Source organism: Xenophilus arseniciresistens (assembly GCF_028023875.1).
GTDB classification, from domain to species: Bacteria; Pseudomonadota; Gammaproteobacteria; order Burkholderiales; family Burkholderiaceae_C; genus Xenophilus; species Xenophilus arseniciresistens.
In genome coordinates, this window is sequence record NZ_JAQIPB010000009.1 from 22843 (window position 1) to 45043 (window position 22201).

The following is a 22201-nucleotide window of genomic DNA, read 5'->3' on the forward strand; positions in this document are numbered from 1 at the left end:
ATGCGTCTTCAGGGCCGCACCGCGCCGGTGATGCCGCCCGAAGCGGCAGGCGGCGTGAAGCCGGCTTCGCCGGGCCCCGGCTCTGCGGCGCCGCGGCCAAACAGCAGCGACTGCGGGTTGTCGTTGAGGTTGTCGGCCACGCGGCCCAAGCGGCGCATGGTCAGCGAGGCCTCGTCGGCCACGCGGTTCAGGCGCGGCAAGGTGGCGCCGTTGAAGCTGTCCATGCCCTGGCTCAGCGCCTGCGTGCCGGTGGCCAGCTTGTCGATGGGGCCATCGGGCGCGTTCAGGCGCGTGACGGTGCCGTTGAAGTTGTTGGCCACGCGCGAGACGTCGGCGGCCGCGGTCTTCACGCTGGCCAGCGTGGTGGTGGCCTGGCCGGCCAGCGGCGGAATGGCCGCCAGCGCGGGCTCCAGCCGGTTCTTGATGGTGGCGTCCAGCCGCAGGGTGAGCTGGTTGGCCGATTCGCTGGTGCGCGCGATGTTCTCCAGGGCCGTGGCCACGCGCTGCTGGTTGGCGTCGCCCAGCAGCTCGTTCATGCGCGCGGTCACGCTTTCGACCTGCTTGATGATGACCTCGCCGCGGTCCTGCAGCTGCGCCAGCGCCGAGGGCCGCAGCGGAATGCGCGGCGGGTCATCGTCGTTGGGCGCGAGCGGCTGCTGCGATTCGCCCTTGTCGTCCAGCGCGATGAAGGCCAGGCCCGTGACGCCCTGGTAGCTCAAGGTGGCATAGCTGGAGGTGGTCAGCGGCACGGCCTCGTCCACCGACAGGCGCACGCGCACGTTGCCCCTGCGCTCGGGGTCGAAGTCGATGCTGGTGACCTTGCCCACCGCGATGCCGCGGTAGCGCACGGCCGCCTGCGGCTGCAGGCCGCTGACCGGGTCGCGCGTGGACAGCTCATAGATGTGGCGCACCGTGTCGTCGCGGGTGAACCAGACGATCAGGGCCACCAGCGCGGCCACCAGCCCCAGCACGAAGGCGCCGGCGGCGAAGGCATGGGATTTGTTTTCCATGGCGTGTGTGTCCTCTTCTTGCTCTTCGTCCTGGTCAGGCGCGCTCGGGCGCCCGGGACGGGTCCTTCTTGTCCTGCAGCGCCAGCAGCGCCCGCTGCCCCCGCCCGCCCAGGAAGTAGTGGCGGATGAAGGGATGGTCCAGCGCGATCACTTCCTGCGCGCTGCCGGCCACGATCACGCGCTGGTCGGCCAGCACGGCGATGCGCGTGGACAGGTCCAGCAGCGTGTCCAGGTCGTGCGTGACCATGACCACCGTCAGGCCCAGCTCGCGGTGCAGGCCGCGCAGCAGGTCGCAGAAACTGTCGGAAGCCTCGGGGTCCAGGCCGGCCGTGGGCTCGTCCAGCAGCAGCAGCGGCGGGTCCATGATGAGCGCGCGCGCCAGCGCCACGCGCTTGATCATGCCGCCCGACAGGTCCGAAGGCATCTTGTGCGCGTGCTCGGGGCCCAGGCCCACCATCTGCAGCTTGACCAGCGCCGCGTCGCGCACCAGCGCATCGGGCAGCAGCTTGAGTTCGCGCAGCGGCAGCGCGATGTTGTCGAGCACGCTGAAGGCCGAGAACAGCGCGCCGTGCTGGAACAGCATGCCCACCAGCGCCCCGCCCTGCGCGCCCAGCGCGGCCGGCGGCGCGCCCAGCACGCGCACCTGGCCGCGCGTGGGCGCCTGCAGGCCCAGGATCTGGCGCAGCAGTACCGTCTTGCCCGTGCCCGAGCCGCCCACCAGCGACAGGATCTCGCCGCGGCGGATCTGCAGCGCCAGGTCCTTGTGCACCACCTGCTCGCCGCCGGGCTTGGCGAACACGGTCCACAGCCCCTGGATGTCGACGACGATGTCGGCCTGCGGGTCCATGAGGCTCATCCCCCCGCCCGGAAGCCGACGCCGCGGAACAGCACGGCAAAGATCGCATCGACCACGATCACCACCGTGATGGACGTGACCACCGAGGAGGTGGTGCCGCGGCCCAGGCTGTCGGTGTTGGGTTCCACGCGCAGGCCGTGGTGGCAGGCGATCAGCGCGATCAGCATGCCGAAGACCACCGACTTGGCCATCGCCAGCACGATGTTGGAAAAGGGCACGGCGCGCGGCAGTTGCTGGATGAAGAAGGCGGGCGAGATGTCCAGCGCCAGCTGGGCCGCGAACATGCCGCCGATGAGCGCGGCGGCCGAGGTCCACAGCGCGATCAGCGGCATCGCAATGGCCAGCGCCAGCACGCGCGGCATCACCAGCCGAAAGCCATGGGCGATGCCCATCACGCGCATCGCATCCAGCTCCTCGGTCACGCGCATCACGCCGATCTGCGCCGTCATGGCCGAGCCCGAGCGGCCCGCGATGAGCACCGCGGCCAGCACCGGCCCCAGCTCGCGGATCAGCGACAGGCCCAGGATGTTGACGATGAAGCTTTCGGCGCCGAAGTTGCGCAGCTGGTTCGACATCAGGTAGGCCAGCACCACGCCGATCAGCAGCCCCACCAGCGCCGTGATGGGCAGCGCCGTGGCGCCCGTGTTGTAGAGGTGGCCCGAGATGTCGCGCCAGGGCCCACGGCGCGGCGCGCGGATGAAGCGCCCGAGGTCCAGCACCAGCTGGCCCAGCAGGGTGAGCGCGTCGCGCCCCACCCGCAGCAGGGTGGGGCCGCGCAGCAGCCAGGCGTGCCAGCGCTGGCCCGGCGTCAGGCGCGCGCCGGCCGGCGCGCTGGCGCTGAAGCGCGCCACATGTTCCAGCACGGCCCGCTGGGAGTCGTTGAGCTCGAGCTGCGCGGGCCAGGCCTGGCCCCAGTGGTTCCACAGCAGCTGGGCGCCGATGTGGTCCAGTTGCGCGAGGCCGCGCAGGTCCCACGCCTGTGAGGCGCCGGGCTGGGCCTGGCGACTGTCCTGCAGCGCGCGTTCCAGGGCCTCCCACGCGCCGGGCTGCGCGAAGGCGAGCGCCGTCCAGCGCCCGCTGGGCGCCCAGGGGCCGTGCTCCTCGGCCTGGGCGCGCTGCAGCTGCGGCGCATCGGCGCCGGGCGCGGGGGCATTGCCTTGAGCGCGCGAGGCTTCGGTCATGGGAGAAGGCGAAGACAACGGATGGCGGCGGGGGACGACGATGCGACTGGCCCCTGCGCAACTCGGGACGGCGGGGCCACGAAGTGGCGCATCCTAACCCTTGGGTATGTCTGTCCGGGGCCCATGCGCGCCTCTCCCACAGGGTTTCAGGGAACCGGCTGGCCGGGGGGCGGCGGCAGCGGGAAGCCTTCCTCGAAGGCGGCACGCAGCCAGTCCACGAACACGCTCACGGCACGCGGCACATGGGGCGCGTAGGGGCGTATCGCATACAGGTGCTCGCCAAAGGCGCCCACCGAAGCCCAGGCCGGCAGCACCTGCACCAGCTTGCCAGCCTGCAGCGCGGCCTGGGCGCTGAAGTCGGGCAGCAGCGCGATGCCCAGGCCCGAGATGGCCGCGTCGCGCAGGGCTTCGCTGTTGTTGGCGCACAGGGGCCCGGCCACGGCCACGGTGATGCGCGTGGCCGCCGGCGCGCCCGGGCGCCGCGCCGCCGTGCGGGGCTGGAAGTGCCAGGTGGGCTGGTGCGTGCCGCGCGGGTAGTACAGGCAGTCGTGCGCCTGCAGGTCCTGCGGCGATTGCGGCGTGCCGCGCCGGCGCAGGTAGGCCCGGCTGGCCACCAGCACCGTGCGCGTGCGGCACAGCGTCCACGCCACATGGGTGTCGGGGGGCGCGGCGGTGTGGCGGATCGCCAGGTCCAGCCCTTCCATGCTCAGCGCGCTCAGGCGGTCCGACAGATCCAGCTCCACGCGCACCTCGGGCTGCGCGCGCAGGAATTCGGCCAGGCGCGGCACCAGTTGCTGGCGCGCCAGGGCCACCGGCGCCGTCACGCGCAGGCGCCCGCGCGGCACGCCGGCCAGGTCGCGCACGCCGGCAAAGCTGTGGGCGATGGCCTCGAAGGGCCCGCGGGTCTGCTCCACCAGTTGCTGGCCGGCCTCGGTCAGGTGCAGGCTGCGCGTGGTGCGCTGCACCAGCGGCACGCCGGCCGCGCGCTCCAGCGCGGCGATGCGCTGGCTCATGGCCGCCTTGCTCACGCCCAGGCGCCGCGCCGCGGCCGTGTAGCTGCCCTGCTGCGCCAGCACGATGAGCCAGTGCAGGTCGGTCCAGGGGCTGTCGATGTTCGCAATGTTCGGCGTGGCCATGCCTGCATTGTTCACCAATGCGAACAATGCGTTAAGCCCAAGGCGGCTAGGCATGCGCGGGCACGCTGCCTAAACTGGTTTTCACATCGGCCCGCGGCCCTTCGAGCCTGCGCGGCGCACCTCTTTTTTTCTTCTTGTTCAGGACGCACTGCTCTTTATGCCCACCGCCATCGACCATTACATCCACGGCCAGCCCGTGGCCAACACCAGCGGCCGCGCGCAGGACGTGAGCAACCCCGCCACGGGCAAGGTGACGGGCCGCGTGGGCCTGGCCGACGTGCAGCAGGTCAACGCCGCCGTGGCCGCCGCGCAGGCCGCCTTCCCGGCCTGGGCCGACACGCCGCCGCTGCGCCGCGCGCGCGTGATGTTCAAGTTCCTGGAGCTGCTCAACAAGCACCGCGACGAACTGGCCCACCTGATCACGGCCGAGCACGGCAAGGTCTTCACCGATGCGCAGGGCGAGGTCACGCGCGGCATCGACATCGTCGAGTTCGCCTGCGGCATTCCGCAACTGCTCAAGGGCGACTACACCGAGCAGGTCTCCACCGGCATCGACAACTGGACGCTGCGCCAGCCGCTGGGCGTGGTGGCGGGCATCACACCCTTCAACTTCCCGGTGATGGTGCCGATGTGGATGTTCCCGGTGGCCATTGCGGCGGGCAACACCTTCGTGCTCAAGCCCAGCCCGACCGACCCCAGCGCCTCGCTGCGCATCGCCGGGCTGCTCAAGGAAGCGGGCCTGCCCGATGGCGTGTTCAACGTGGTGCAGGGCGACAAGGTGGCGGTGGACGCGCTGCTGGAGCACCCCGACGTGAAGGCCGTGAGCTTCGTGGGCTCCACGCCCATTGCCAACTACATCTATGAAACCGGCGCGCGCCACGGCAAGCGCGTGCAGGCCCTGGGCGGCGCCAAGAACCACATGGTGGTGATGCCCGACGCCGACATCGACCAGGCCGTGGACGCGCTGATCGGCGCCGGCTATGGCTCGGCCGGCGAGCGCTGCATGGCCATCAGCGTGGCCGTGCTGGTGGGCGACGTGGCCGACAAGCTCTTGCCCAAGCTGATCGAACGCACGAAGACGCTCAAGGTGCTCGACGGCGAGAACCTCGATGCCGAGATGGGCCCCATCGTCACGCGCGCCGCGCACGAGCGCATCAGCGGCTACATCGCGCTGGGCGAGCAGGAAGGCGCCAAGCTGCTGGTGGACGGCCGCGGCTTCGAAGGCGGCAAGGCCGGCGCGGGCTGCGAGGACGGCTTCTGGCTCGGCGGCACGCTGTTCGACCACGTCACGCCCGAGATGCGCATCTACAAGGAAGAGATCTTCGGCCCCGTGCTGGGCTGCGTGCGTGTGAAGGACCTCAAGGAAGCCGTCGACCTGATCAACGCCCACGAGTTCGGCAACGGCGTGGCCTGCTTCACGCGCGACGGCAACGTGGCGCGCGAGTTCAGCCGCCGCATCCAGGTGGGCATGGTCGGCATCAACGTGCCGATCCCCGTGCCCATGGCCTGGCACGGCTTCGGCGGCTGGAAGCGTTCGCTGTTTGGCGACATGCATGCCTACGGCGAGGAAGGCGTGCGCTTCTACACCAAGCAGAAGTCCATCATGCAGCGCTGGCCCGAGAGCATTGGCAAGGGCGCTGAATTCGTGATGCCGACGGCGAAGTGAGGCCATGAGGGGCGGTGCTACCATGGTGTTACCCAGCGGGAGAACAGCATGAGCACCACTTCTTTGAAGCTGCCTGAAGAACTCAAGCAGACGATCCAGCACTTCGCGCAGGAAGACCGCCTGTCGGCCCACGCATTCATGGTGCGGGCACTGGAAGACGAAGTGCGACGCCGACGCCAACGCGCCGAGTTCGTCGCGCAGGCGCTGCAGGCATTGGGCGAAGCCGAGGCCGGTGGCCCTGTGTATGACGCGGACGAGACTTTCGAGTACCTGAAGAACCGCTTGCACGCGCGTGCCACGGGCGCCACACCACCGGCCAAGCCGAAGCCGATTCGCGGCGGCCTGCCAGCGATGCGCCACCATCGCGCCGCATGACGCGACTGGTCATCACGCCACGGGCGCAGGACGATCTGGAGCGGCTGGCAGACTTCCTGCTGGAGCGCAATGTGGAGGACGCGCTGCAGACGCAGGCGGTGATCCTCGATGCGTTGCGCATCCTGCAGCACCAAGCGCGTGTGGGTCGGCCTGCCGGCGGCCCGCTGCGAGAGCTCGTGATCCACCGGGGCCGAAGCGGCTATCTGGCGCTGTACCACTGGGACGAAGGTGCAGACGTGGCGCTGGTCCTCGCCATCCGCCACCAGCGCGAATCGGGCTACCACGACGACGATCTCTAGACGCCTGCAGAACAACCCGCCCGCCCAACACACAAGGCCCGCCAGAGGCCACGGAGACAAGACCTTGAGCGACAACACCACCTTCGACTACATCGTCATCGGCGGCGGCACGGCCGGCGCGCTGATGGCCAACCGGCTGTCGGCAGACCGCAAGCTGCGCGTGCTGCTGATCGAGGCCGGCCGCAAGGACGACTACCACTGGATCCACATCCCGGTGGGCTACCTTTATTGCATCGGCAACCCGCGCACCGACTGGCTCTACAACACCGAGCCCGATGCGGGCCTGAACGGCCGGGCGCTGCGCTACCCGCGCGGCAAGACGCTGGGCGGCTGCTCCAGCATCAACGGCATGATCTACATGCGCGGCCAGTCGCGCGACTACGAGCAGTGGGCGCAGCTCACGGGCGACGACACCTGGCGCTGGAACGAGGTGCTGCCGGCCTTCATGAAGCACGAGGACCACTACCTCGGCGATGCGGACCAGGCCGCGCGACGCGACGCCGACTTCGGCCGCTTCCACGGCCATGGCGGCGAATGGCGCGTGGAGAAACAGCGCCTGCGCTGGGACATCCTCGACGCCTTCGCGCAGGCCGCGCAGGAAGCGGGCATTCCGCATTCCACCGACTTCAACCGCGGCAGCAACGAAGGCGTGGGCTACTTCCAGGTCAACCAGAAGGCCGGCTGGCGCTGGAACACGGCCAAGGCCTTCCTGCGGCCCACCTGCTACGGCCGGCCCAACTTCGAGATGTGGACCTCGGCGCAGGTCTCGCGCCTGCTGTTCGAGGCGCAGGCCGACGGCACGCAGCGCTGCACGGGCGTGCAGGTGTGGGACGGGCACGAAATGGTGCAGGCCCAAGCCACGCGCGAGGTGCTCCTGTGCGCAGGCGCCATCGGCACGCCGCAGATCCTGCAGCTCTCTGGCATCGGCGCGGCCGACCTGCTGCAGGCCCAGGGCATCACGCCCGTGGCCGACCTGCCCGGCGTGGGCGCCAACCTGCAGGACCACCTGCAGATCCGCGCCGTGTACAAGATCAACGGCGCGCCCACGCTCAACGTGCTGGCCTCGTCGATGGTGGGCAAGGCGCGCATCGGGCTGGAATACCTGCTCAAGCGCAGCGGGCCGATGAGCATGGCGCCCTCGCAGTTGGGCGCCTTCACGCGCAGCTCGCCCGCGCATGAATGGCCCAACCTCGAATACCACGTACAGCCGCTGTCGCTGGACGCTTTTGGCGAGCCGCTGCACAGCTTCCCGGCCTTCACGGCCAGCGTGTGCAACCTCAACCCCACCAGCCGCGGCACGGTGCGCCTCAAGAGCCCGCGCTTCGAGGACGCACCGGCCATCGCGCCTAACTACCTGAGCACCGACGAAGACCGCCAGGTGGCGGCCGATTCGCTGCGCGTCACGCGCCGCATTGCCGCGCAGCCCGCGCTGGCCAAGTACCAGCCGCAGGAATGGAAACCCGGCGTGCAATACCAGAGCGACGAAGACCTGGCCCGCCTGGCCGGCGACATCGCCACCACCATCTTCCACCCCGTGGGCACGGCCCGCATGGGCGCCGACGGCGACCCGATGGCGGTGCTCGATTCGCGCCTGCGCGTGCGCGACGGGCGCGGCGGCCGCATCGGCGGCCTGCGCGTGGTGGACGCGAGCGTGATGCCCACCATCACCAGCGGCAACACCAACAGCCCCACTTTGATGATTGCGGAAAAAGCCGCAGGTTGGCTGCGGGCCGAGGCGGGCACGGCCGCCGCTTGACGGGTGGCCCGCTAAGCTGGGGGGCATGTACGTCAACCCTGCCTTGCCCGCCGGCCTGACCATCCGGACGGCCTCGCCTGCCGACTTCAACGCGCTGCACGCGGCACGGGATGAGGTGGCGCGCGAGAAGCTGTACCTGTCGATGTTCCAGGCCCCGCCGCTGGAGCAGGCAATCCGCTTTTTCCAGAACTCGCTGGACAAGAACCACCCCCTCAAGCTCCTGGTGCGCGACAACCAGGAGGTGCTGGGTTGGTGCGAGATCTCGGGCGTGCACGGCGACATGCGCGCGCACATCGGCATGCTGGGCACCGGGCTGGTAGCGCCGATGCGCGACCAGGGCCTGGGCGGCGCGTTGATGCAGGCCGCCATCGATGCGGCCTGGGCACGCGGGTTCACACGCATTCAGCTCAGCGTGCGCATGGACAACCTGCGCGCGATCCGGCTCTACGAGCGCCTGGGCTTTGAACGTGAGGGCGTCCAGCGCAAGGGCGGGCTGGTGGATGGCGTCTACCACGACCTCCTGACCATGGCCCTGCTGCGCGAGCCGCTGCCCGCGCCCTGAGCGCCTTCGCCTCAGCCTCCGATCTTCGCGGATGCCGAAGGCTGGCCCGCCGCAGCGGGCGTCAGCGACTGCGCCAGGTCGATCAGCTTCACGAAGTCGCGGCGCAGGCCGTTCGCGTCCGCGCCCAGGCCCTCTTGCGCCAGGGCGCGCGCGTCGGCGTAGTGCCACTGGCCCGTGTGCGTGCCGCCGCGCAGCAACTGGCCAAAGCCGGCCACGGCGCTCGCAAATTTCCAGTCGGCGCCGGGCTGCGCGCTCACGGTGCGCGGCAGCACCTGGCTCAGTTCCACGCTGCGGCTGTGGCCCGGCTGCTTGTAGCGGATCTTGAGCTGTCCCCATTCGTCGCCATGCGCGGCGGCCGGCGCGGCGCTGCCGTAGCGGCGTGCGTCCATCAGCGTGGGCTGGCCCACGGGCGTGAGTTCATACAGCGCCGTCACGCTCTTGCCCGCACCCACCTCCACCGCGTCCACGGCGTCGTTTCTGAAATCGGCCTCGGCCAGCAGGCGGTTCTCGTAGCCGATCAGGCGCCACTCGGCCACGGTGCTCGGGTTGAACTCCAGCTGCAGCTTCACGTCGCCGGCCACGGTCTGGAAGGTGGCGGCCAGCTCATCGCCCAGCACCTTGCGCGCCTCGGCCAGTGAATCGATGTAGCTGTAGTTGCCGTTGCCCACGGCCGCCAGCTGGTCCATCAGCGCATCGTTGAAGTTGCCCTGGCCGAAACCCAGGGTGGTCAGCGAGACGCCGCTGCTGCGCTCGCGCGCGACCAGGTCCTTGAGCTGGCGGGTGTCGGTGATGCCGATGTTGAAGTCGCCGTCGGTGGCCAGCAGGATGCGGTTGATGCCACCCGCGACGAAGCCGGCGCGCGCCTGCGCATAGGCCAGCTGGATGGCTTGCCCGCCAGCCGTGCCGCCGCTGGCCTGCAGGCGCGCGATGGCCGCTTCGATGGCCGCCTTGTCAGCACCCGAGGTGGGTGGCAGTTCCAGCTGGGTGCGGCCCGAATAGGTGACGATGGTCACCTTGTCCTGCGGCCGCAGCCGCTGCACCAGTTGGCGCAGGCTGGCCTGCACCAGCGGCAGCTTGTCGGGCGCGCTCATGGAGCCCGAGACATCGACCAAAAACACCAGGTTGGCCGGCGGCGCGCTGGCCATGTCGCGGTCCACCGCGCGGACGCCGATGCGCAGCAGCAGGTTGTGGGGGTTCCAGGGCGCGGGTGCGACCTCGGTCTGCACCGCGAAGGGGTGGCCGGCCACGGCCTGACCGCCTTCGTAGCCGAAGTAGTTGACCAGCTCTTCCACGCGCACCGCATCGCGCGGCGGCAGCCGGCCCTGGTTGAGCGAGCGCCGCACCTGCGCATAGGAGGCGCCGTCCACGTCCAGGCTCAGGGTGGAGACGGCGTCCTGCGTGGTGCGCCTGACGGGGTTGTCGTCGATGGCCTGGTAGCGGTCGCGCACCGGCGCGGGCAGCGCCACAGGCTCGCGCGGCGGCATCAGGTGGGCGGTGGCGGCCAGCTTGCGCTGGGGCAGGGCGGCAAGGCGCGAGGCCTCAGCCGCAGCGATGGGGGCAGGGGCGGCGATGGGCGCAGGCGGGGCCGCGGGGGCGGCCACGCCGGCATCGGCACGGCGGGCCTGGGCCGTTTCGGCCGGGGGCGACGGGTTCAGGCTGCAGGCGGCCAGCAGGGCCGCCGCGCCGAACAGAGCCAGGGCCAGCGCCAGCGATCGCGCGGGCAGCGGCCGCCTGGGGGCCGGAAGGGGGGAAAGCGGATGCGGCATGGGGTCCTCCTCGTCGCTCGCTGCGCATGGGTGGTGGAGCCGGCGCCCTGCCCGCTCCATGCAGCCTGATACGCCCCATGGCCGTGCATGGGGTTGAGGGTCGAAGAAAAAGAGGGCCGGCGCTGTTTCAGGATGTGGCCGGCGCGGGCTTCGTCAACGCAGCCCGCCGATGTAGCGCGCCAGCGTGCGCTGGGGCGCGGTGGCCGTGCCGGCGGCCATGCGCGCCTCGGTGGCGGCACGCACGCGCGCCTCGGCGGCCAGCGGCGCCATGGCCTCCTCGAGCCGCAGCGCGATCTCGGCCAGTTCGGTGTCCTGCTTCTCGGCCGCATGCGCGCGCGCAAAGCGCACCATCTCGGTGGCGTAGGGCACGTCAATGGCCATCCATTCGGTGTCGGTCACGCGCCCCGTTTTGCGCCGCAGGGCCACATGCAGGCGAGCGGCGATGGCCACGCGTTCGCTCTCGGTCATGGCTATTGACTCCTTTTCTTCTAGGGGCCACCCCTTGGGTGCGCTCAGTGGCCCAGACTCTCCCGGTGCTCTGCAAGATCAAGGCCCGCCTGTTCCGCCTCGGGCGCCACGCGCAGCCCCACGAGCACGCGCACCACGCCCAGCACCAGCAACGTGCCTGCTGCACTGTAGAGCGCCACGGCGCCGACGGCCAGCAGTTGCGTGAGCGCGTTGCCGCCCACGCCGCCGATGCGCGGATCGGCCAGCCAGCCCGTGAGCAGCGAACCGACCAGCCCGCCCACGCCATGCACGCCGAACACATCCAGCGAGTCGTCGGCCTTGAGCCAGCGCTTGAGCACCGTGGCGCCCCAATAGCAGGCCACGCCCGCCACCAGCCCGATGAGCGCGGCAGAGCCCGGCCGCACGAAGCCCGCCGCCGGGGTGATGGCCACCAGCCCGCCCACCAGGCCCGAGCACAGGCCCAGCAGCGACGGGCGCCGCCGCGCGATCCACTCGGCCACCATCCAGCCCAGCGCGCCGGCCGCGGCGGCGATGTGGGTGACGGCCATGGCCAGGCCCGCGCGGCCGTCGGCGGCCAGGGCCGAGCCGGCATTGAAGCCGAACCAGCCCACCCACAAAAGGCTGGCGCCCATCATCGTCAGTGCCAGGCTGTAGGGCTCGAAAGGCAGCTTGCCATAGCCCTGGCGCGGCCCCAGAACGTAAGCGCACACCAACCCGGCAACCCCCGCATTCACGTGCACCACGGCGCCGCCGGCGAAGTCCAGCGCCCCCAGGGTGGCCAGCCAGCCGCCGGGCTCCCAAACCCAGTGGGCGATGGGCGCGTAGACCACCAGCGACCACAGGGCGGCGAACCACAGCACGGCCGAAAAGCGCATGCGCTCCACGAAGGCACCCACCACCAGCGCGGCCGTGATGATGGCGAAGCTCAGCTGGAACATGGCGTACACCGACTCGGGCAGGTGCGGCGCCACATGGCTCACGGCCACCTGCCGGCCTTCGTGCAGGTAGTGCAGGCCCGCGAACCAGGCCCGCCCGAGGTTGCCGATCCAGGCCGAGCCCGCGCCGAAGGCCAGCGAATAGCCCAGGGCGAACCAGGCCAGCGAGACCACCGCCGCCACGCCCAGCACGCAGGCCATGGTGTTGAGCACATTCTTGCGCCGCACCATGCCGGCGTAGAACAGCGCCACGCCGGGCAGCGTCATCAACAGGACCAGCGCGGTGGCCGTCATCAGCCAGGCGGTGTCGGCCGCCTGCAGGGAATCCGTAGCAACCAGGGACATGGCAAGCAACTCCAGGAAGTGGGCGATGCCCTCCCATAGCAGCAGTCATGCCATCGGTTTACGTTTTGAATCAGTCTCGCAGCTCATGACACAGTGGTGACTCCAGCGGGTAATCCCCGATGCACCGTGGCGGTGCAAGCCATTAAAGTCCGCGCACTCGCTGACGGGCCGCCGTCACATGCGAGGGTCCGAGGAGACAACCCTAGCCAAGAATCAGAAGAAAAGAATCAACAAGGCATCCACGCATGAGATGCCAGATTGCTTCGCAAAGCGCCGCTGGTCGGCGCTTTTTTTTGCCTGTTTCTCAGAACGTGTTTCCAGGCAAAGCCCTCCGGCAGGCCACGCTTGGACACAGTGGGAGAATCGCCGCCCATGGAGTGGATCTGGGTGGCTGGCGCCTCGCTGCTGGCGGGTTTTATCGATTCGATCGTGGGCGGCGGCGGGCTGATCCTCACGCCTGTGCTGTTCTCGGTGTTCCCGAATGCACCGGCCGCCACGCTGCTGGGCACCAACAAGAGTGCCGGCGTGTGGGGCACGGCCGTGGCGGCGGCACAGTTTTCGCGCCGCGTGGCACTGCCCTGGGGCGCCCTGCTGCCCGCGGCGGGGGTGGCGTTCCTGGCCTCCTTCGCGGGCGCCTGGGCCGTCACGCTGATCTCGGCCGACTTCCTGCGCAAGCTGCTGCCCTTCATCCTGGTGGCGCTGCTGCTGTACACGCTGGCCAAGAAGGAACTGGGCCGCCACCATGCGCCGCGCTTTGCCGGCCGTGCCGAACTGGGGGTGGCCTGCCTCATCGGGCTGCTGATCGGCTTTTATGACGGTTTCTTCGGGCCGGGCACGGGCAGCTTCTTCATCTTCCTGCTCGTGCGCTGGCTGGGCTATGACTTTCTCAACGCCTCGGCTTCGGCCAAGGTGCTCAACGTGATGACCAACGCGGGCGCGCTGGTGCTGTTCGGCCTCAAGGGCCATGTGTGGTGGCACTACGCGGTGGTGATGGCGGTGGCCAACATCGTGGGCAGCGTGATCGGCGCGCGCGTGGCGATCAGGCATGGCGCCGGCTTCGTGCGCGTGGTGTTCATGGTCGTGGTCAGTGCGCTGATCTGCAAGACGGGCTACGACGCGTTCCTGCGCTGAAGCCCGCCCCCGCCTTCCGCCTTTTCACTCCCGCAGCAGCCGCCGCAGCACCTTGCCCGTGCCGGTGGCGGGCAAGGCATCCAGCAGCGCGAGCTGGCGCGGCACCTTGTAGTGCGACATGTTCTCCTTCGCCCAGGCGAGCAGGCCCTCGCTGTCGAAGGCCGAGAGATCCGGCGCCTCGGGCACGATGAAGGCCTTGATCACCTCGCCCTTGCCTTCGTCGGGCACGCCGATCACCGCCACCTGCCGCACGGCCGGATGCAGGATCAGGATCGCCTCCACCTCCTCCGGGAACACGCTGAAGCCCGAGACCTTGATCATTTCCTTGGTGCGGCCGATGAAGCTCAGGTAGCCCGCCTCGTCCAGCTTGCCGATGTCGCCGGTGTGGACCCAGCCGTCCTTGAGCACCTCGGCCGTCGCCTCGGGCCGGTTCCAGTAGCCGTGGAACACGCCGGCGCTGCGCACCACGATCTGGCCGGCCTGCCCCACCGGAAGGCTTTGGCCGTCCTCGTCGATGATCTTGAGCTCCACGCCCGGCCCGGGCACGCCGTTGGTGCCCCAGCGCACCGCGTCGCGCGGCATCAGCACGTCGTTGGTGTGCGTCTCCGACAGGCCATAGCCCGCTTCGTAGACCAGGCAGCCGTTGGCAAAGGCGCTCCACTTCTTCGCCAGTTCCTCGGTCAGCTTGATGCCGAAGCTGGTGCCCATCGTGGTGTGCAGCGTGCGCAGGTCGAACTTCCCGGCCCCGGGTTCGTTCATGGCGGCCACCAGCATCGGCGCCATGGCGTACCACCAGCTCACGCCAAAACGCTCGATGGACTGCAGCACCGCCAGCGCATCCATGCGGTTGAGCAGCACGATGGTCGCGCCCGTGTAGGCCAGCAAGGTCACGCCGCAGATCATCCCGGCGATGTGATAGACCGGCGCGACCGCGAGCATCGTGTCTTCATTGCGGATGCGGAACATCTGGGCGCCCACCGCCGTCTTGTAGAGCGCGTTGCGGTAGCTGAGCATTGCGCCCTTGGGCATGCCGGTGGTGCCCGAGGTGTAGGTCATCAGCGCCACGTCGTCCATGGCCAGCACGGGGCGCGGCGGCTTCGGCGCCGGGTCGGCCACGGCCTCGGCGAAGTCGACGGTGCCTTCGGGCACGGGCCGGCGCTGCGCCACCTCGTCGGGCACGCGCACGGGCGGCTGCTCGGGCAGGAAGTCGCTGTAGCGCACGCTGTAGACATGCGACACGTCCACCTTGTCGCTCACCGAGAGCACGATGGGCACGAGGTGGTCGGCCGCCACGATGGCCTTGGCGCCCAGGTCGCCCACCTGGTAGGCGAACTCGTGCGCCTTGAACATCGGGCTGCAGGGGCTGACGATGGCGCCCAGCTTCTGGATGCCGAAATGCGCGATCAGGTACTGTGGGCAGTTCTGCAGGAACAGCGCGACGCGGTCGCCCTTGCCCACGCCGATGCGGTGCAGCGTCTGCGCGAAGGCGTCGCTCAGGCGGTCCAGTTCTGCATAGCTGATGGCGCGGCCGTACCAGATGAGCGCGGCCTTGCCGGGCTGGCGGCGCGCGTGCTCGCGCAGGTATTCGTGCAGCGGCTGTTCGCCGAAGGGGTAGTCGATGGAGGGTGGGTTCATGCCGTTCAAAGCCCCAGCGCGTGCTTGGCCATGATGTTCTTCTGCACTTCGGTGCTGCCGCCATAGATGGTCATGGCGCGGCAGAACTGGTAGCTGGGCACGGGCCCCAGCGCGTGTTCGGGGCCGATCAGCGGGTCGTCGCCCGCGCCCAGCAGCGGCCCGGGCTGGTAGCGCTGGCCGTCAGGGCCGCTGGCCTGCACCAGCAGCTCGGTGATGCGCTGCGCGATCTCGGTGCCGCGGATCTTGATGAAGGAGGACTTGCCCGGCCCGGCCGGTGCGCCGGCATGCATGTCCGAAAGCATGCGCAGCAGGCCGATCTCCAGCGCCTTGAACTGCACCTGCACGCCCGCCAGCTCGGCCGCGAAGGCCGGGTCGTCGATCAGGCGGCGGCCGCCGCCGCTGCGCACCTCGCCGGCCACGCGCCGCAGCTTCTGCAGCTCCTGCGTGATGAAGCGCAGGTTGGCGTTTTCCACGCGCTCGTGCTCCAGCAGGAACTTGGCGTAGGTCCAGCCGCGCCCGGCCTCGCCGATGAGGTTCTCGCGCGGCACCCTGACGTGGTCGAAGAAGACCGCGTTCAGGTAGTGCCGCCCGTCGAGCATGCGGATGGGCTGCACCTGCACGCCCGGCGTCTTCATGTCGATCAGCAGGAAGGAGATGCCCTCCTGCTTGCGGCCTTCGCGGCCCGTGCGCACCAGGCAGAACATCCAGTCGGCGAAATGCGCGTAGGAAGTCCAGATCTTCTGGCCGTTGACGATGAAGTGGTCGCCGTGGTCGTCGGCCTGGGTCTTGAGCGCGGCGAGGTCGGAGCCCGCGCCGGGCTCCGAATAACCCTGGCACCACCAGACGGACGAATCGCGGATGGCCGGCAGGTGCCGTGCCTTCTGCACCTCGGTGCCGAAGGTGTAGATCACCGGTCCCACCATCGCGGGGCCGAAGACCTGCAGCTCGGGGCAGTGCAGCTCGCCGGCCACGCGGTTGAAGATGATGGTCTGCATGGCCGACCAGGCCTGGCCGCCGTGTTCGCGTGGCCAGGCGCCGGTGAACCAGCCCTGGCGCCCGAGGATCTGCTGCCAGCGCATGAAGTCCTCGCGGTCCAGGAAGCGGTCCTGGCGCACCTTCTCGCGGATGTCTGGGGGAAGATTCGCGCCGATGAAGGCGCGCACCTCGGCCTCGAAGGCCTGCTCGGCAGGGGAAAGCGTCAGCTCCATCGGCTCAGCTCGCCATGTAGCGTTCGACGTGCCAGTCGCTGTCGCCGAAGGTGGTGGCGATCATCGACAGGCGCTTGAAGTAGTGGCCCACGGCCAGTTCCTCGGTCACGCCCATGGCGCCGTGCATCTGCACCGCCTCCTGGCCCACGCGCCTGGCCGTGCGGTCGATCTCGATCTTGGTCGCCGACAGCGCCTTGCGGCGCGCGGCGGTGTCTTCGTCGCGCAGCATCAGCGCGCCGTACAGCGCCATCGAACGTGCTTCGTCCAGGGCGATGTACATGTCGACCATGCGGTGCTGCAGCGCCTGGTTGGTGCCGATGGGGCGGCCGAACTGCTGGCGCGTCTTGAGGTACTCGAGCGTGCTGTCGACCAGCACCGCCATCGCCCCCACCGCCTCGGAGGCCAGGGCCGCGATGCCCTGGTCGATCACGCGCTCCAGCGCCTCGGCCGCGCCGCCTTCCTCGCCCAGGCGGCGGCCCGCATCGACCCGCACGCCCTGGAGCGTGAGGTCGGCCGCGCGCTGGCCGTCATGCGTGGCGTAAGGCGTGAGCGCGAGGCCCGGCGTTCCGGCGTCGACCACGAAGGCACTGAGCCCGGCGCGGTCGCCCACCGCGCCCGAAGTGCGCGCGATGACGACGAAGGCGTCGGCCGCCGGGCCGCCATAGACCAGCGTCTTGGCGCCGTCGATCACGTAGGCATCGCCTTCGCGGCGTGCCGTGGCCTCGCAATGCGTGATCTCGTAGCGCGAAGCCGGCTCCGCGTAGGCCAGCGCGAGCTTGCGCTCGCCGCCCATCATCGGCTGCAGCCATTGCGCCTTCTGCGCCGCGCTGCCCAGTGCGGCGAGCATGCCGCCGCCCAGCACCACGCTGGCCAGGTAGGGCTCCAGCAGCAGGCCGCGGCCCACGCCTTCCATCACGATGCCGGTGTCGGTCGCGTCGCCGCCGATGCCGCCGTCCTCCTCGCTGAAGGGAATGGCCAGCCAGCCGAATTCGGCGTACTGGCGCCAGCAGCCTTCGTCGTGGCCGCGCTCGCTGGTCACCAGCTTGCGCCGGTGCGCGAAGTCATAAGCCTCGCGCACGAAGCGTTCCACGCTCTCGCGCAGCTGGGTCTGTTCGGGGGTGTACTGGAGATCCATGGTTCGATCGGAAGGCGGAGAAAAAGGGGCGAAGGCTTCACAGCGCCAGGTAGCGCTGCTGCACCTGCGGGTTGGCATCGAAGGCGGCCCAGTCGCCTTCGAAGACGATGCGGCCGGTGTCGATCACGTAGACGTATTGCGTGCAGCGGCGCGCGAACCAGATGTTCTGTTCGCACAGCAGCAGCGCGGTGTTGCGCTCGGTGCAGGTGCGCACCACGTCGTGCGCCATCTCTTCCACGATGATGGGCGCCAGGCCCTCGGTGGGTTCGTCCAGCAGCAGCAGGCTGGGGTTGGCGGCCATCGCGCGCGCCACGGCCAGCAGCTGCTGCTGGCCGCCGCTGAGCTGGCCGCCATAGCGCTGCTGCAGCGCAACCAGCATCGGAAAGCGCTCGATGATCTCGGCCACCGGCACGGCCGGGCGCTGCGCGCTGGCGCCGTAGCGCGCGATGGCGATGTTCTCGGCCACCGTCAGGTGCGTGAAGATGCGCCGGTCCTCGGGCACCAGCGACAGGCCCAGCTGCGTGCGCCGGTGCACCGGCAGCGCGCCGATGTCCTGGCCGTCGAAACGCAGCGCGCCGCGCACGCGCGGGCCGGCATTCATCACGCTCTTGAGCAGCGTGGACTTGCCCGCGCCGTTGCGCCCCAGCAGGGCCACGCGCTGGCCGTTGCCCACCGACAGGCGCAGCTTGAACAGGATGTGGCTGTCGCCGTAGAAGGCGTCGAGGTCGCGCACTTCAAGCACTGATCATCTCCTTGCCCAGATAGACCTCGCGCACCTTCGGGTCGGCGCGCACCTCGTCGACGGTGCCCGTGGCCACCACCTCGCCGTAGTTCATCACCATGATCCGGTTCGCCAGGCCGAAGACCACGTCCATGTCGTGCTCGGTCATCACCACGGTGATGCCGCGCTCCTGCTGGATGCGCGAGACCAGGCGCGCGATGTCGGCGCGGTCGCTGGGCGACATGCCGGCCGTGGGCTCATCCAGCATCAGCACCGTGGGCCGGCCCGCCAGGGCAATGGCGAACTCCAGCCGCTTCTTGTCGCCGTGCGAGAGAAAGCGGGCGCCCTGCCCGGCCAGCGCGTCCAGCTTCAGGTCGGCCAGCAGCGCCAGCGCCTCGGCGCGCACCTCTTCACTGGGCGCGCAGCGGCGCCACGGGCCCAGCGGCTCCTTCGTGTGGCGGCGCCGCGCCTCGATGGCGACGATCACGTTGTCCAGCACCGTGAAGTCGTGGAACACGCGGGCCACCTGGAAGGTGCGGCCGAAGCCGCGCCGCACCCGCTCGTGCGCCGGAAGCCGGGTCACGTCCTCGCCGTTGAAGCGGATGCTGCCGCCGTTGCTGCCCACCTCGCCCGTCATGACGCGGAACATGGTGGTCTTGCCGGCGCCGTTGGGGCCGATGATGGCGAAGACCTCGCCCTTGCCCACCGACAGGCTCACGCCGTGCAGCACTTCGATGGGTCCGTAGTTCTTGCGCACGTCCTGCACTTGCAGCAATGGCTCGCTCATCGCGCACCTCCGGTCTTGAGTTCGGATGCGGCCGGCACGCGCGGGGGAGGCGACGCGGCGCTGTCGGCGGGTGGCGCGCCTGCGCGGCGGGGGCCGCCGAACAGCCGCGCCTCGATGCCCCGCCACAGGCCCACCGCGCCGTTGGGTGCCAGCAGGATGATGGCCAGCAGGCCACAGCCCACGATCAGCTCCGACAGGCCCACCAAAGTGCGCGTGGCGTAGGTGATGGCCGCGAACAGCCCGGCGCCGAACACCGGCCCCCAGAAGGAGCTGACGCCGCCCAGCAGGGTGTTGAGCATGGGCTGCGCAGAGGCCAGCCAGTGCACTTCCTCGATGGTGACGATGCGCGCCCAGGGCGCGTACAGCGCCCCGGCCACGGCCGCCACCGCGCCCGAGATCACGAAGGCCGCGAGCCGGTAGCCGGCCACGGGCGTGCCCATGAAGGCGGCGCGCTCCTGGTCCTGGCGGATGGTCTGCAAGGTGCGGCCGAAGCGGCTGTGCAGCAGCCACCACATGCCGCCGGTGATCAGCACGCAGCTGGCCAGCAGGAACCAGTAGTAGGCCTCGGAGCTGCCTAGGTCGAAGCGCGTGAGGCCCAGGTTCAGCACCGGCCGCGGAATGTCGGTGATGCCGTCCTCGCGGCCCAGGAAGGCGCTGAAGCTGATGATCAGCCGCAGCGCCTCGGCCAGCGCCACCGTGAGCACGGCCAGGAACACTCCGCTCATGCGCCGCAATGCGAGCGCGCCGATGCCCCAGGCCGCCAGCGCGCCGAACAGGGCCGAAGCCGCGATCACGCCCAGGAAGGGCACGCCCGCCACATGGCGCAGCGCCAGCGCCGTGAGGTAGGCGCCGATGGCGAAGAAGCCCGCATGGCCGAAGGACACCAGCCCCGTGTAGCCGAACAGCATGTTCCACGACAGCGCGAACACCACCTGGATCAGCACCGTGCCCACCACGTACAGCGGGCCGGCCGAGAGCCACAGCGGCAGCGTGGCCAGCACCAGCACCCCGGCCGTGCCCAGCGCCTGCCACACGCCGCGTGACAACACCGGGCGATGCAGTGCGCCGCCGCCGTGGCTCTCATGCGTCTCAGTCTGCGTGCCCACCGCGGGGAACAGGCCCATGGGCTTGAACAGCAGGAAGATGGCCAGCACCACGTAGATCGCCAGGCCCGGCACCGAGGGCAGCAGCACCGTGTTCAGGCTCTGCACCAGCCCGAGCACCAGCGAGCCGATGAAGGCGCCGCGGATGTTGCCCAGCCCGCCGATGATGACGGCGAAGAAGGCGTACATCAGGTACGAATCGCCCAGGCCGGTGGACAGGCTCTGGTTGGGCAGCAGCAGGCCACCGGCCAGCCCGGCGAGCAGGAAGCTCGCCATCACGCTCAGCGCGATGCCGAAGGACACGTTGATGCCCAGCACGCCCGACATCCACGGATCGGCCGCCAGCGCCTGCATGAGCTTGCCGAACCACATGCGGTGGATGGCCACTTCGAGCAGGATGTACAGCAGCACGCCCACGCCGATCACGAACAGCTGGTAGGCCGAGAAGAACAGGCCGAAGGGGTTCATCGGCGTGTCCAGCCCCGGCGGCGGATTGACCGAGAAGAAGTCCACGCCCCAGATCAGCTTGGTCACGCCCGTGCACACCATCATCAGCGCGAAGGTGGCGATCAGCACGTAATGCGGGTCCACGTGGCGCAGCCGGCGCAGCACCAGCCGGTCGGTCACCAGCCCCAGCAGCGCAACCACCACCCCGCCCACCAGCACTGCGAACAGGAACAGCCCCAGCGACTGCACGTCGCGGCCCATGACCGAGTAGGACACGTAGGCGCCGATCATGAAGAAGCCGCCCTGCGCCATGTTCAGCAGGCGCAGCAGGCCGAAGATCAGCGTGAGCCCGGCCGCGACCAGGAAGATCGCCATGCCGAAGGCCGCGGCATTGAAGAAGGCGAAAAGGATTTCGTTGGTCATGCCTCGAACTTCTTTCCTGGGGTGGCGGGTTCGACGACCTCGGATTCATCCATCCGGATCACCTCTTCCAGCCCGTAGCCCGGCGCCGCGTCGCGCGCGCCGATCTTGGCGAAGTAGGCGAAGCCGATGCCCTGGTGGTCTTCCTTGCGGATGCGGTACGGCCCGGCGGCGGTGTCGAACTCCAGCCCTTCCATGGCCGCGATCACGGCGGCGGTCTCGGCGGAGCCGGCCTTCTTCACGGCGTTGAACAACGCCAGCGCCGAGCGGTGCGAGGCCTGCACGATGCCCGGCACGTGCGGCGTGCCCGTCACCTTCACGATGTATTCGCGCAGCTTCGCGCTTTGCGGGTACTGGGTCTTGAAGGGTTCCAGCTCCGGCGCCCAGAAGCTCACGCCCCACAGGTTGGCGGGCGTGGACTTCTGCATGGCCTTGGCGATCATCAGCTCGGTGCCGGCTTCGCCGATGACCTTGAACTTGCGGTCCATGCCCACCGAGCGCCCCTGCTGCAGCAGGCTGACCGCGGGCGCGGCCGTGAGTCCGACGAACAGCCCTTCGGCGCCCGAGTTCATCAGGCGGTTGATCTCGACCCGGTAGTCCGCCTTGTTGAGCGAGGCATAGACCGGCTCCAGCACCTTGGGCGCCTTGCCCGTGGCCTTGGCGGCGCGCTTGACGCCATGCTCGAAGTAGCGCGCCATGTCGCGGCCGTTCTCGCTGTCGGGCAGGATCATGGCCCAGCTGCCCACGTCGGCGAACCGGGTGGCCAGCATGTTGCCGATGCCGCCGAACAGCATGTAGGCGTTGGAGGCCACGCGAAAGAAGTTGCGGCTGAAGTTCTCGTGCGTGACCGACATCACCGTGGGCGCGGGCGCGGCCACCACCGCGTCCAGCTCGCCCAGGATGGGTGCGATGGCCAGCGCCATCGGCGACTGGCCCGCGCCCACCGACAGCTTCACGCCTTCGCCGGCCAGCTCGCGCACCGCGGCCACGGCGCCCGCGCTGGTAAACTTGTCGTCGCGCACCACGATCTCGATCTGCCGACCCAGCAGGCCGCCGGCCTCGTTCCACTGCATCTGCGCGGCGCGGATGCCGGCCAGCCAGTTGGCGCCGGCCTCGGCACCGATGCCGCTCATGGGCAGCATGGCGCCGATGCGCACCGGGCCGCCCTGCGCCCGCGCAAAGCGCGCGCCGCTGCTGCCCAACACGGCGGCCGCGCCCGCGGCCTGAAGAATCTGTCGCCTCTGCATGGACATGCGTGC

General features: G+C 69.8%; 20 protein-coding genes. 6 read left to right on the plus strand and 14 right to left on the minus strand.

The window, feature by feature from the left end; all coding sequences use genetic code 11:
- Positions 1-8: 8 nt before the first annotated feature.
- From PGB34_RS17885 to PGB34_RS17900, 4 genes are all read right to left on the minus strand, one after another.
- Entirely contained in the window at positions 9-1010 is a 1002-nt protein-coding gene (locus PGB34_RS17885; protein ID WP_271429459.1) for an MlaD family protein, read from the minus strand.
- A 34-nt stretch (positions 1011-1044) separates the two neighbouring features.
- Positions 1045-1866 (minus strand): ABC transporter ATP-binding protein, encoded by an 822-nt coding sequence (locus PGB34_RS17890; protein ID WP_271429460.1) that lies wholly within the window; start codon positions 1864-1866, stop codon positions 1045-1047.
- Positions 1863-3047, minus strand: coding sequence for an MlaE family ABC transporter permease (locus tag PGB34_RS17895; RefSeq protein WP_271429461.1), 1185 nt, complete (start codon positions 3045-3047; stop codon positions 1863-1865). Before PGB34_RS17895 ends, PGB34_RS17890 begins: the two co-directional genes overlap by 4 nt.
- 146 nt (positions 3048-3193) lie before the next feature.
- Positions 3194-4183 carry a LysR family transcriptional regulator gene (locus tag PGB34_RS17900; RefSeq protein WP_271429462.1) on the minus strand — a complete coding sequence of 330 codons (990 nt, stop codon included), beginning with the start codon at positions 4181-4183 and terminating at the stop codon, positions 3194-3196.
- Positions 4184-4340: 157 nt separating this feature from the next.
- On the opposite strand from PGB34_RS17900, the gene PGB34_RS17905 reads away from it, so the two are divergent.
- From PGB34_RS17905 to PGB34_RS17925, 5 genes are all read left to right on the plus strand, one after another.
- Complete coding sequence (locus tag PGB34_RS17905) at positions 4341-5849, plus strand: CoA-acylating methylmalonate-semialdehyde dehydrogenase (RefSeq protein ID WP_271429463.1); 1509 nt, start codon at positions 4341-4343, stop codon at positions 5847-5849.
- A 48-nt stretch (positions 5850-5897) separates the two neighbouring features.
- Complete coding sequence (locus PGB34_RS17910) at positions 5898-6224, plus strand: hypothetical protein (RefSeq protein ID WP_271429464.1); 327 nt, start codon at positions 5898-5900, stop codon at positions 6222-6224.
- The gene (locus tag PGB34_RS17915) at positions 6221-6523 is read left to right on the plus strand and encodes a type II toxin-antitoxin system RelE/ParE family toxin (protein WP_271429465.1); all 303 of its coding nucleotides are present in this window, start codon (positions 6221-6223) and stop codon (positions 6521-6523) included. Before PGB34_RS17910 ends, PGB34_RS17915 begins: the two co-directional genes overlap by 4 nt.
- A 64-nt stretch (positions 6524-6587) precedes the next feature.
- The gene (locus tag PGB34_RS17920; RefSeq protein ID WP_271429466.1) at positions 6588-8279 is read left to right on the plus strand and encodes a GMC family oxidoreductase; all 1692 of its coding nucleotides are present in this window, start codon (positions 6588-6590) and stop codon (positions 8277-8279) included.
- A 25-nt stretch (positions 8280-8304) separates the two neighbouring features.
- Entirely contained in the window at positions 8305-8841 is a 537-nt protein-coding gene (locus PGB34_RS17925; RefSeq protein WP_271429467.1) for a GNAT family N-acetyltransferase, read from the plus strand.
- Between the two features lie 11 nt (positions 8842-8852).
- Here the strand turns inward: PGB34_RS17925 and PGB34_RS17930 are convergent, their stop codons facing one another.
- From PGB34_RS17930 to PGB34_RS17940, 3 genes are all read right to left on the minus strand, one after another.
- Positions 8853-10607: a vWA domain-containing protein gene (locus PGB34_RS17930; protein ID WP_271429468.1), complete on the minus strand. Its 1755-nt coding sequence runs from the start codon at positions 10605-10607 to the stop codon at positions 8853-8855.
- Between the two features lie 153 nt (positions 10608-10760).
- Positions 10761-11075 (minus strand): hypothetical protein, encoded by a 315-nt coding sequence (locus tag PGB34_RS17935; RefSeq protein ID WP_271429469.1) that lies wholly within the window; start codon positions 11073-11075, stop codon positions 10761-10763.
- A 44-nt stretch (positions 11076-11119) separates the two neighbouring features.
- The gene (locus tag PGB34_RS17940; RefSeq protein ID WP_271429470.1) at positions 11120-12355 is read right to left on the minus strand and encodes an ammonium transporter; all 1236 of its coding nucleotides are present in this window, start codon (positions 12353-12355) and stop codon (positions 11120-11122) included.
- A 372-nt stretch (positions 12356-12727) separates the two neighbouring features.
- Between PGB34_RS17940 and PGB34_RS17945 the strand changes: the two genes are divergently transcribed.
- Positions 12728-13486: a TSUP family transporter gene (locus tag PGB34_RS17945; RefSeq protein ID WP_271429471.1), complete on the plus strand. Its 759-nt coding sequence runs from the start codon at positions 12728-12730 to the stop codon at positions 13484-13486.
- Positions 13487-13510: 24 nt separating this feature from the next.
- Here PGB34_RS17945 and PGB34_RS17950 read toward each other — a convergent pair whose 3' ends face one another.
- Genes PGB34_RS17950 through PGB34_RS17980 form a run of 7 tightly spaced genes read right to left on the minus strand, consistent with a single transcriptional unit; the run spans position 13511 to position 22195 of the window.
- Positions 13511-15121 carry an AMP-binding protein gene (locus tag PGB34_RS17950; RefSeq protein ID WP_271429472.1) on the minus strand — a complete coding sequence of 537 codons (1611 nt, stop codon included), beginning with the start codon at positions 15119-15121 and terminating at the stop codon, positions 13511-13513.
- A gap of 5 nt (positions 15122-15126) precedes the next feature.
- Complete coding sequence (locus PGB34_RS17955; protein WP_271429473.1) at positions 15127-16329, minus strand: acyl-CoA dehydrogenase family protein; 1203 nt, start codon at positions 16327-16329, stop codon at positions 15127-15129.
- 4 nt (positions 16330-16333) lie between these two features.
- Positions 16334-17464, minus strand: coding sequence for an acyl-CoA dehydrogenase family protein (locus PGB34_RS17960; protein ID WP_271429474.1), 1131 nt, complete (start codon positions 17462-17464; stop codon positions 16334-16336).
- Positions 17465-17501: 37 nt separating this feature from the next.
- Positions 17502-18206, minus strand: coding sequence for an ABC transporter ATP-binding protein (locus PGB34_RS17965; RefSeq protein WP_271429475.1), 705 nt, complete (start codon positions 18204-18206; stop codon positions 17502-17504).
- Positions 18199-18972, minus strand: coding sequence for an ABC transporter ATP-binding protein (locus tag PGB34_RS17970; RefSeq protein ID WP_271429476.1), 774 nt, complete (start codon positions 18970-18972; stop codon positions 18199-18201). The genes PGB34_RS17965 and PGB34_RS17970 overlap by 8 nt, the downstream gene beginning before the upstream one ends.
- Positions 18969-20945, minus strand: coding sequence for an ABC transporter permease (locus tag PGB34_RS17975; RefSeq protein ID WP_271429477.1), 1977 nt, complete (start codon positions 20943-20945; stop codon positions 18969-18971). The genes PGB34_RS17970 and PGB34_RS17975 overlap by 4 nt, the downstream gene beginning before the upstream one ends.
- Positions 20942-22195, minus strand: a complete 1254-nt coding sequence (locus tag PGB34_RS17980) for an ABC transporter substrate-binding protein (RefSeq protein WP_271429478.1) — start codon at positions 22193-22195, stop codon at positions 20942-20944. Before PGB34_RS17980 ends, PGB34_RS17975 begins: the two co-directional genes overlap by 4 nt.
- Between the last annotated feature and the right edge of the window lie 6 nt (positions 22196-22201).

Bases quoted from the DNA above. Each gene is read 5' to 3' on its own strand.
- PGB34_RS17910 (WP_271429464.1), top strand. From the start codon at position 5,898: ATGAGCACCACTTCTTTGAAGCTGCCTGAAGAACTCAAGCAGACGATC.
- PGB34_RS17940 (WP_271429470.1), bottom strand. From the start codon at position 12,355: ATGTCCCTGGTTGCTACGGATTCCCTGCAGGCGGCCGACACCGCCTGG.
- PGB34_RS17900 (WP_271429462.1), bottom strand. From the start codon at position 4,183: ATGGCCACGCCGAACATTGCGAACATCGACAGCCCCTGGACCGACCTG.
- PGB34_RS17980 (WP_271429478.1), bottom strand. From the start codon at position 22,195: ATGTCCATGCAGAGGCGACAGATTCTTCAGGCCGCGGGCGCGGCCGCC.
- PGB34_RS17935 (WP_271429469.1), bottom strand. From the start codon at position 11,075: ATGACCGAGAGCGAACGCGTGGCCATCGCCGCTCGCCTGCATGTGGCC.
- PGB34_RS17915 (WP_271429465.1), top strand. From the start codon at position 6,221: ATGACGCGACTGGTCATCACGCCACGGGCGCAGGACGATCTGGAGCGG.
- PGB34_RS17975 (WP_271429477.1), bottom strand. From the start codon at position 20,945: ATGACCAACGAAATCCTTTTCGCCTTCTTCAATGCCGCGGCCTTCGGC.
- PGB34_RS17930 (WP_271429468.1), bottom strand. From the start codon at position 10,607: ATGCCGCATCCGCTTTCCCCCCTTCCGGCCCCCAGGCGGCCGCTGCCC.
- PGB34_RS17905 (WP_271429463.1), top strand. From the start codon at position 4,341: ATGCCCACCGCCATCGACCATTACATCCACGGCCAGCCCGTGGCCAAC.
- PGB34_RS17925 (WP_271429467.1), top strand. From the start codon at position 8,305: ATGTACGTCAACCCTGCCTTGCCCGCCGGCCTGACCATCCGGACGGCC.
- PGB34_RS17960 (WP_271429474.1), bottom strand. From the start codon at position 17,464: ATGGATCTCCAGTACACCCCCGAACAGACCCAGCTGCGCGAGAGCGTG.
- PGB34_RS17955 (WP_271429473.1), bottom strand. From the start codon at position 16,329: ATGGAGCTGACGCTTTCCCCTGCCGAGCAGGCCTTCGAGGCCGAGGTG.
- PGB34_RS17945 (WP_271429471.1), top strand. From the start codon at position 12,728: ATGGAGTGGATCTGGGTGGCTGGCGCCTCGCTGCTGGCGGGTTTTATC.
- PGB34_RS17890 (WP_271429460.1), bottom strand. From the start codon at position 1,866: ATGAGCCTCATGGACCCGCAGGCCGACATCGTCGTCGACATCCAGGGG.
- PGB34_RS17885 (WP_271429459.1), bottom strand. From the start codon at position 1,010: ATGGAAAACAAATCCCATGCCTTCGCCGCCGGCGCCTTCGTGCTGGGG.
- PGB34_RS17950 (WP_271429472.1), bottom strand. From the start codon at position 15,121: ATGAACCCACCCTCCATCGACTACCCCTTCGGCGAACAGCCGCTGCAC.
- PGB34_RS17895 (WP_271429461.1), bottom strand. From the start codon at position 3,047: ATGACCGAAGCCTCGCGCGCTCAAGGCAATGCCCCCGCGCCCGGCGCC.
- PGB34_RS17970 (WP_271429476.1), bottom strand. From the start codon at position 18,972: ATGAGCGAGCCATTGCTGCAAGTGCAGGACGTGCGCAAGAACTACGGA.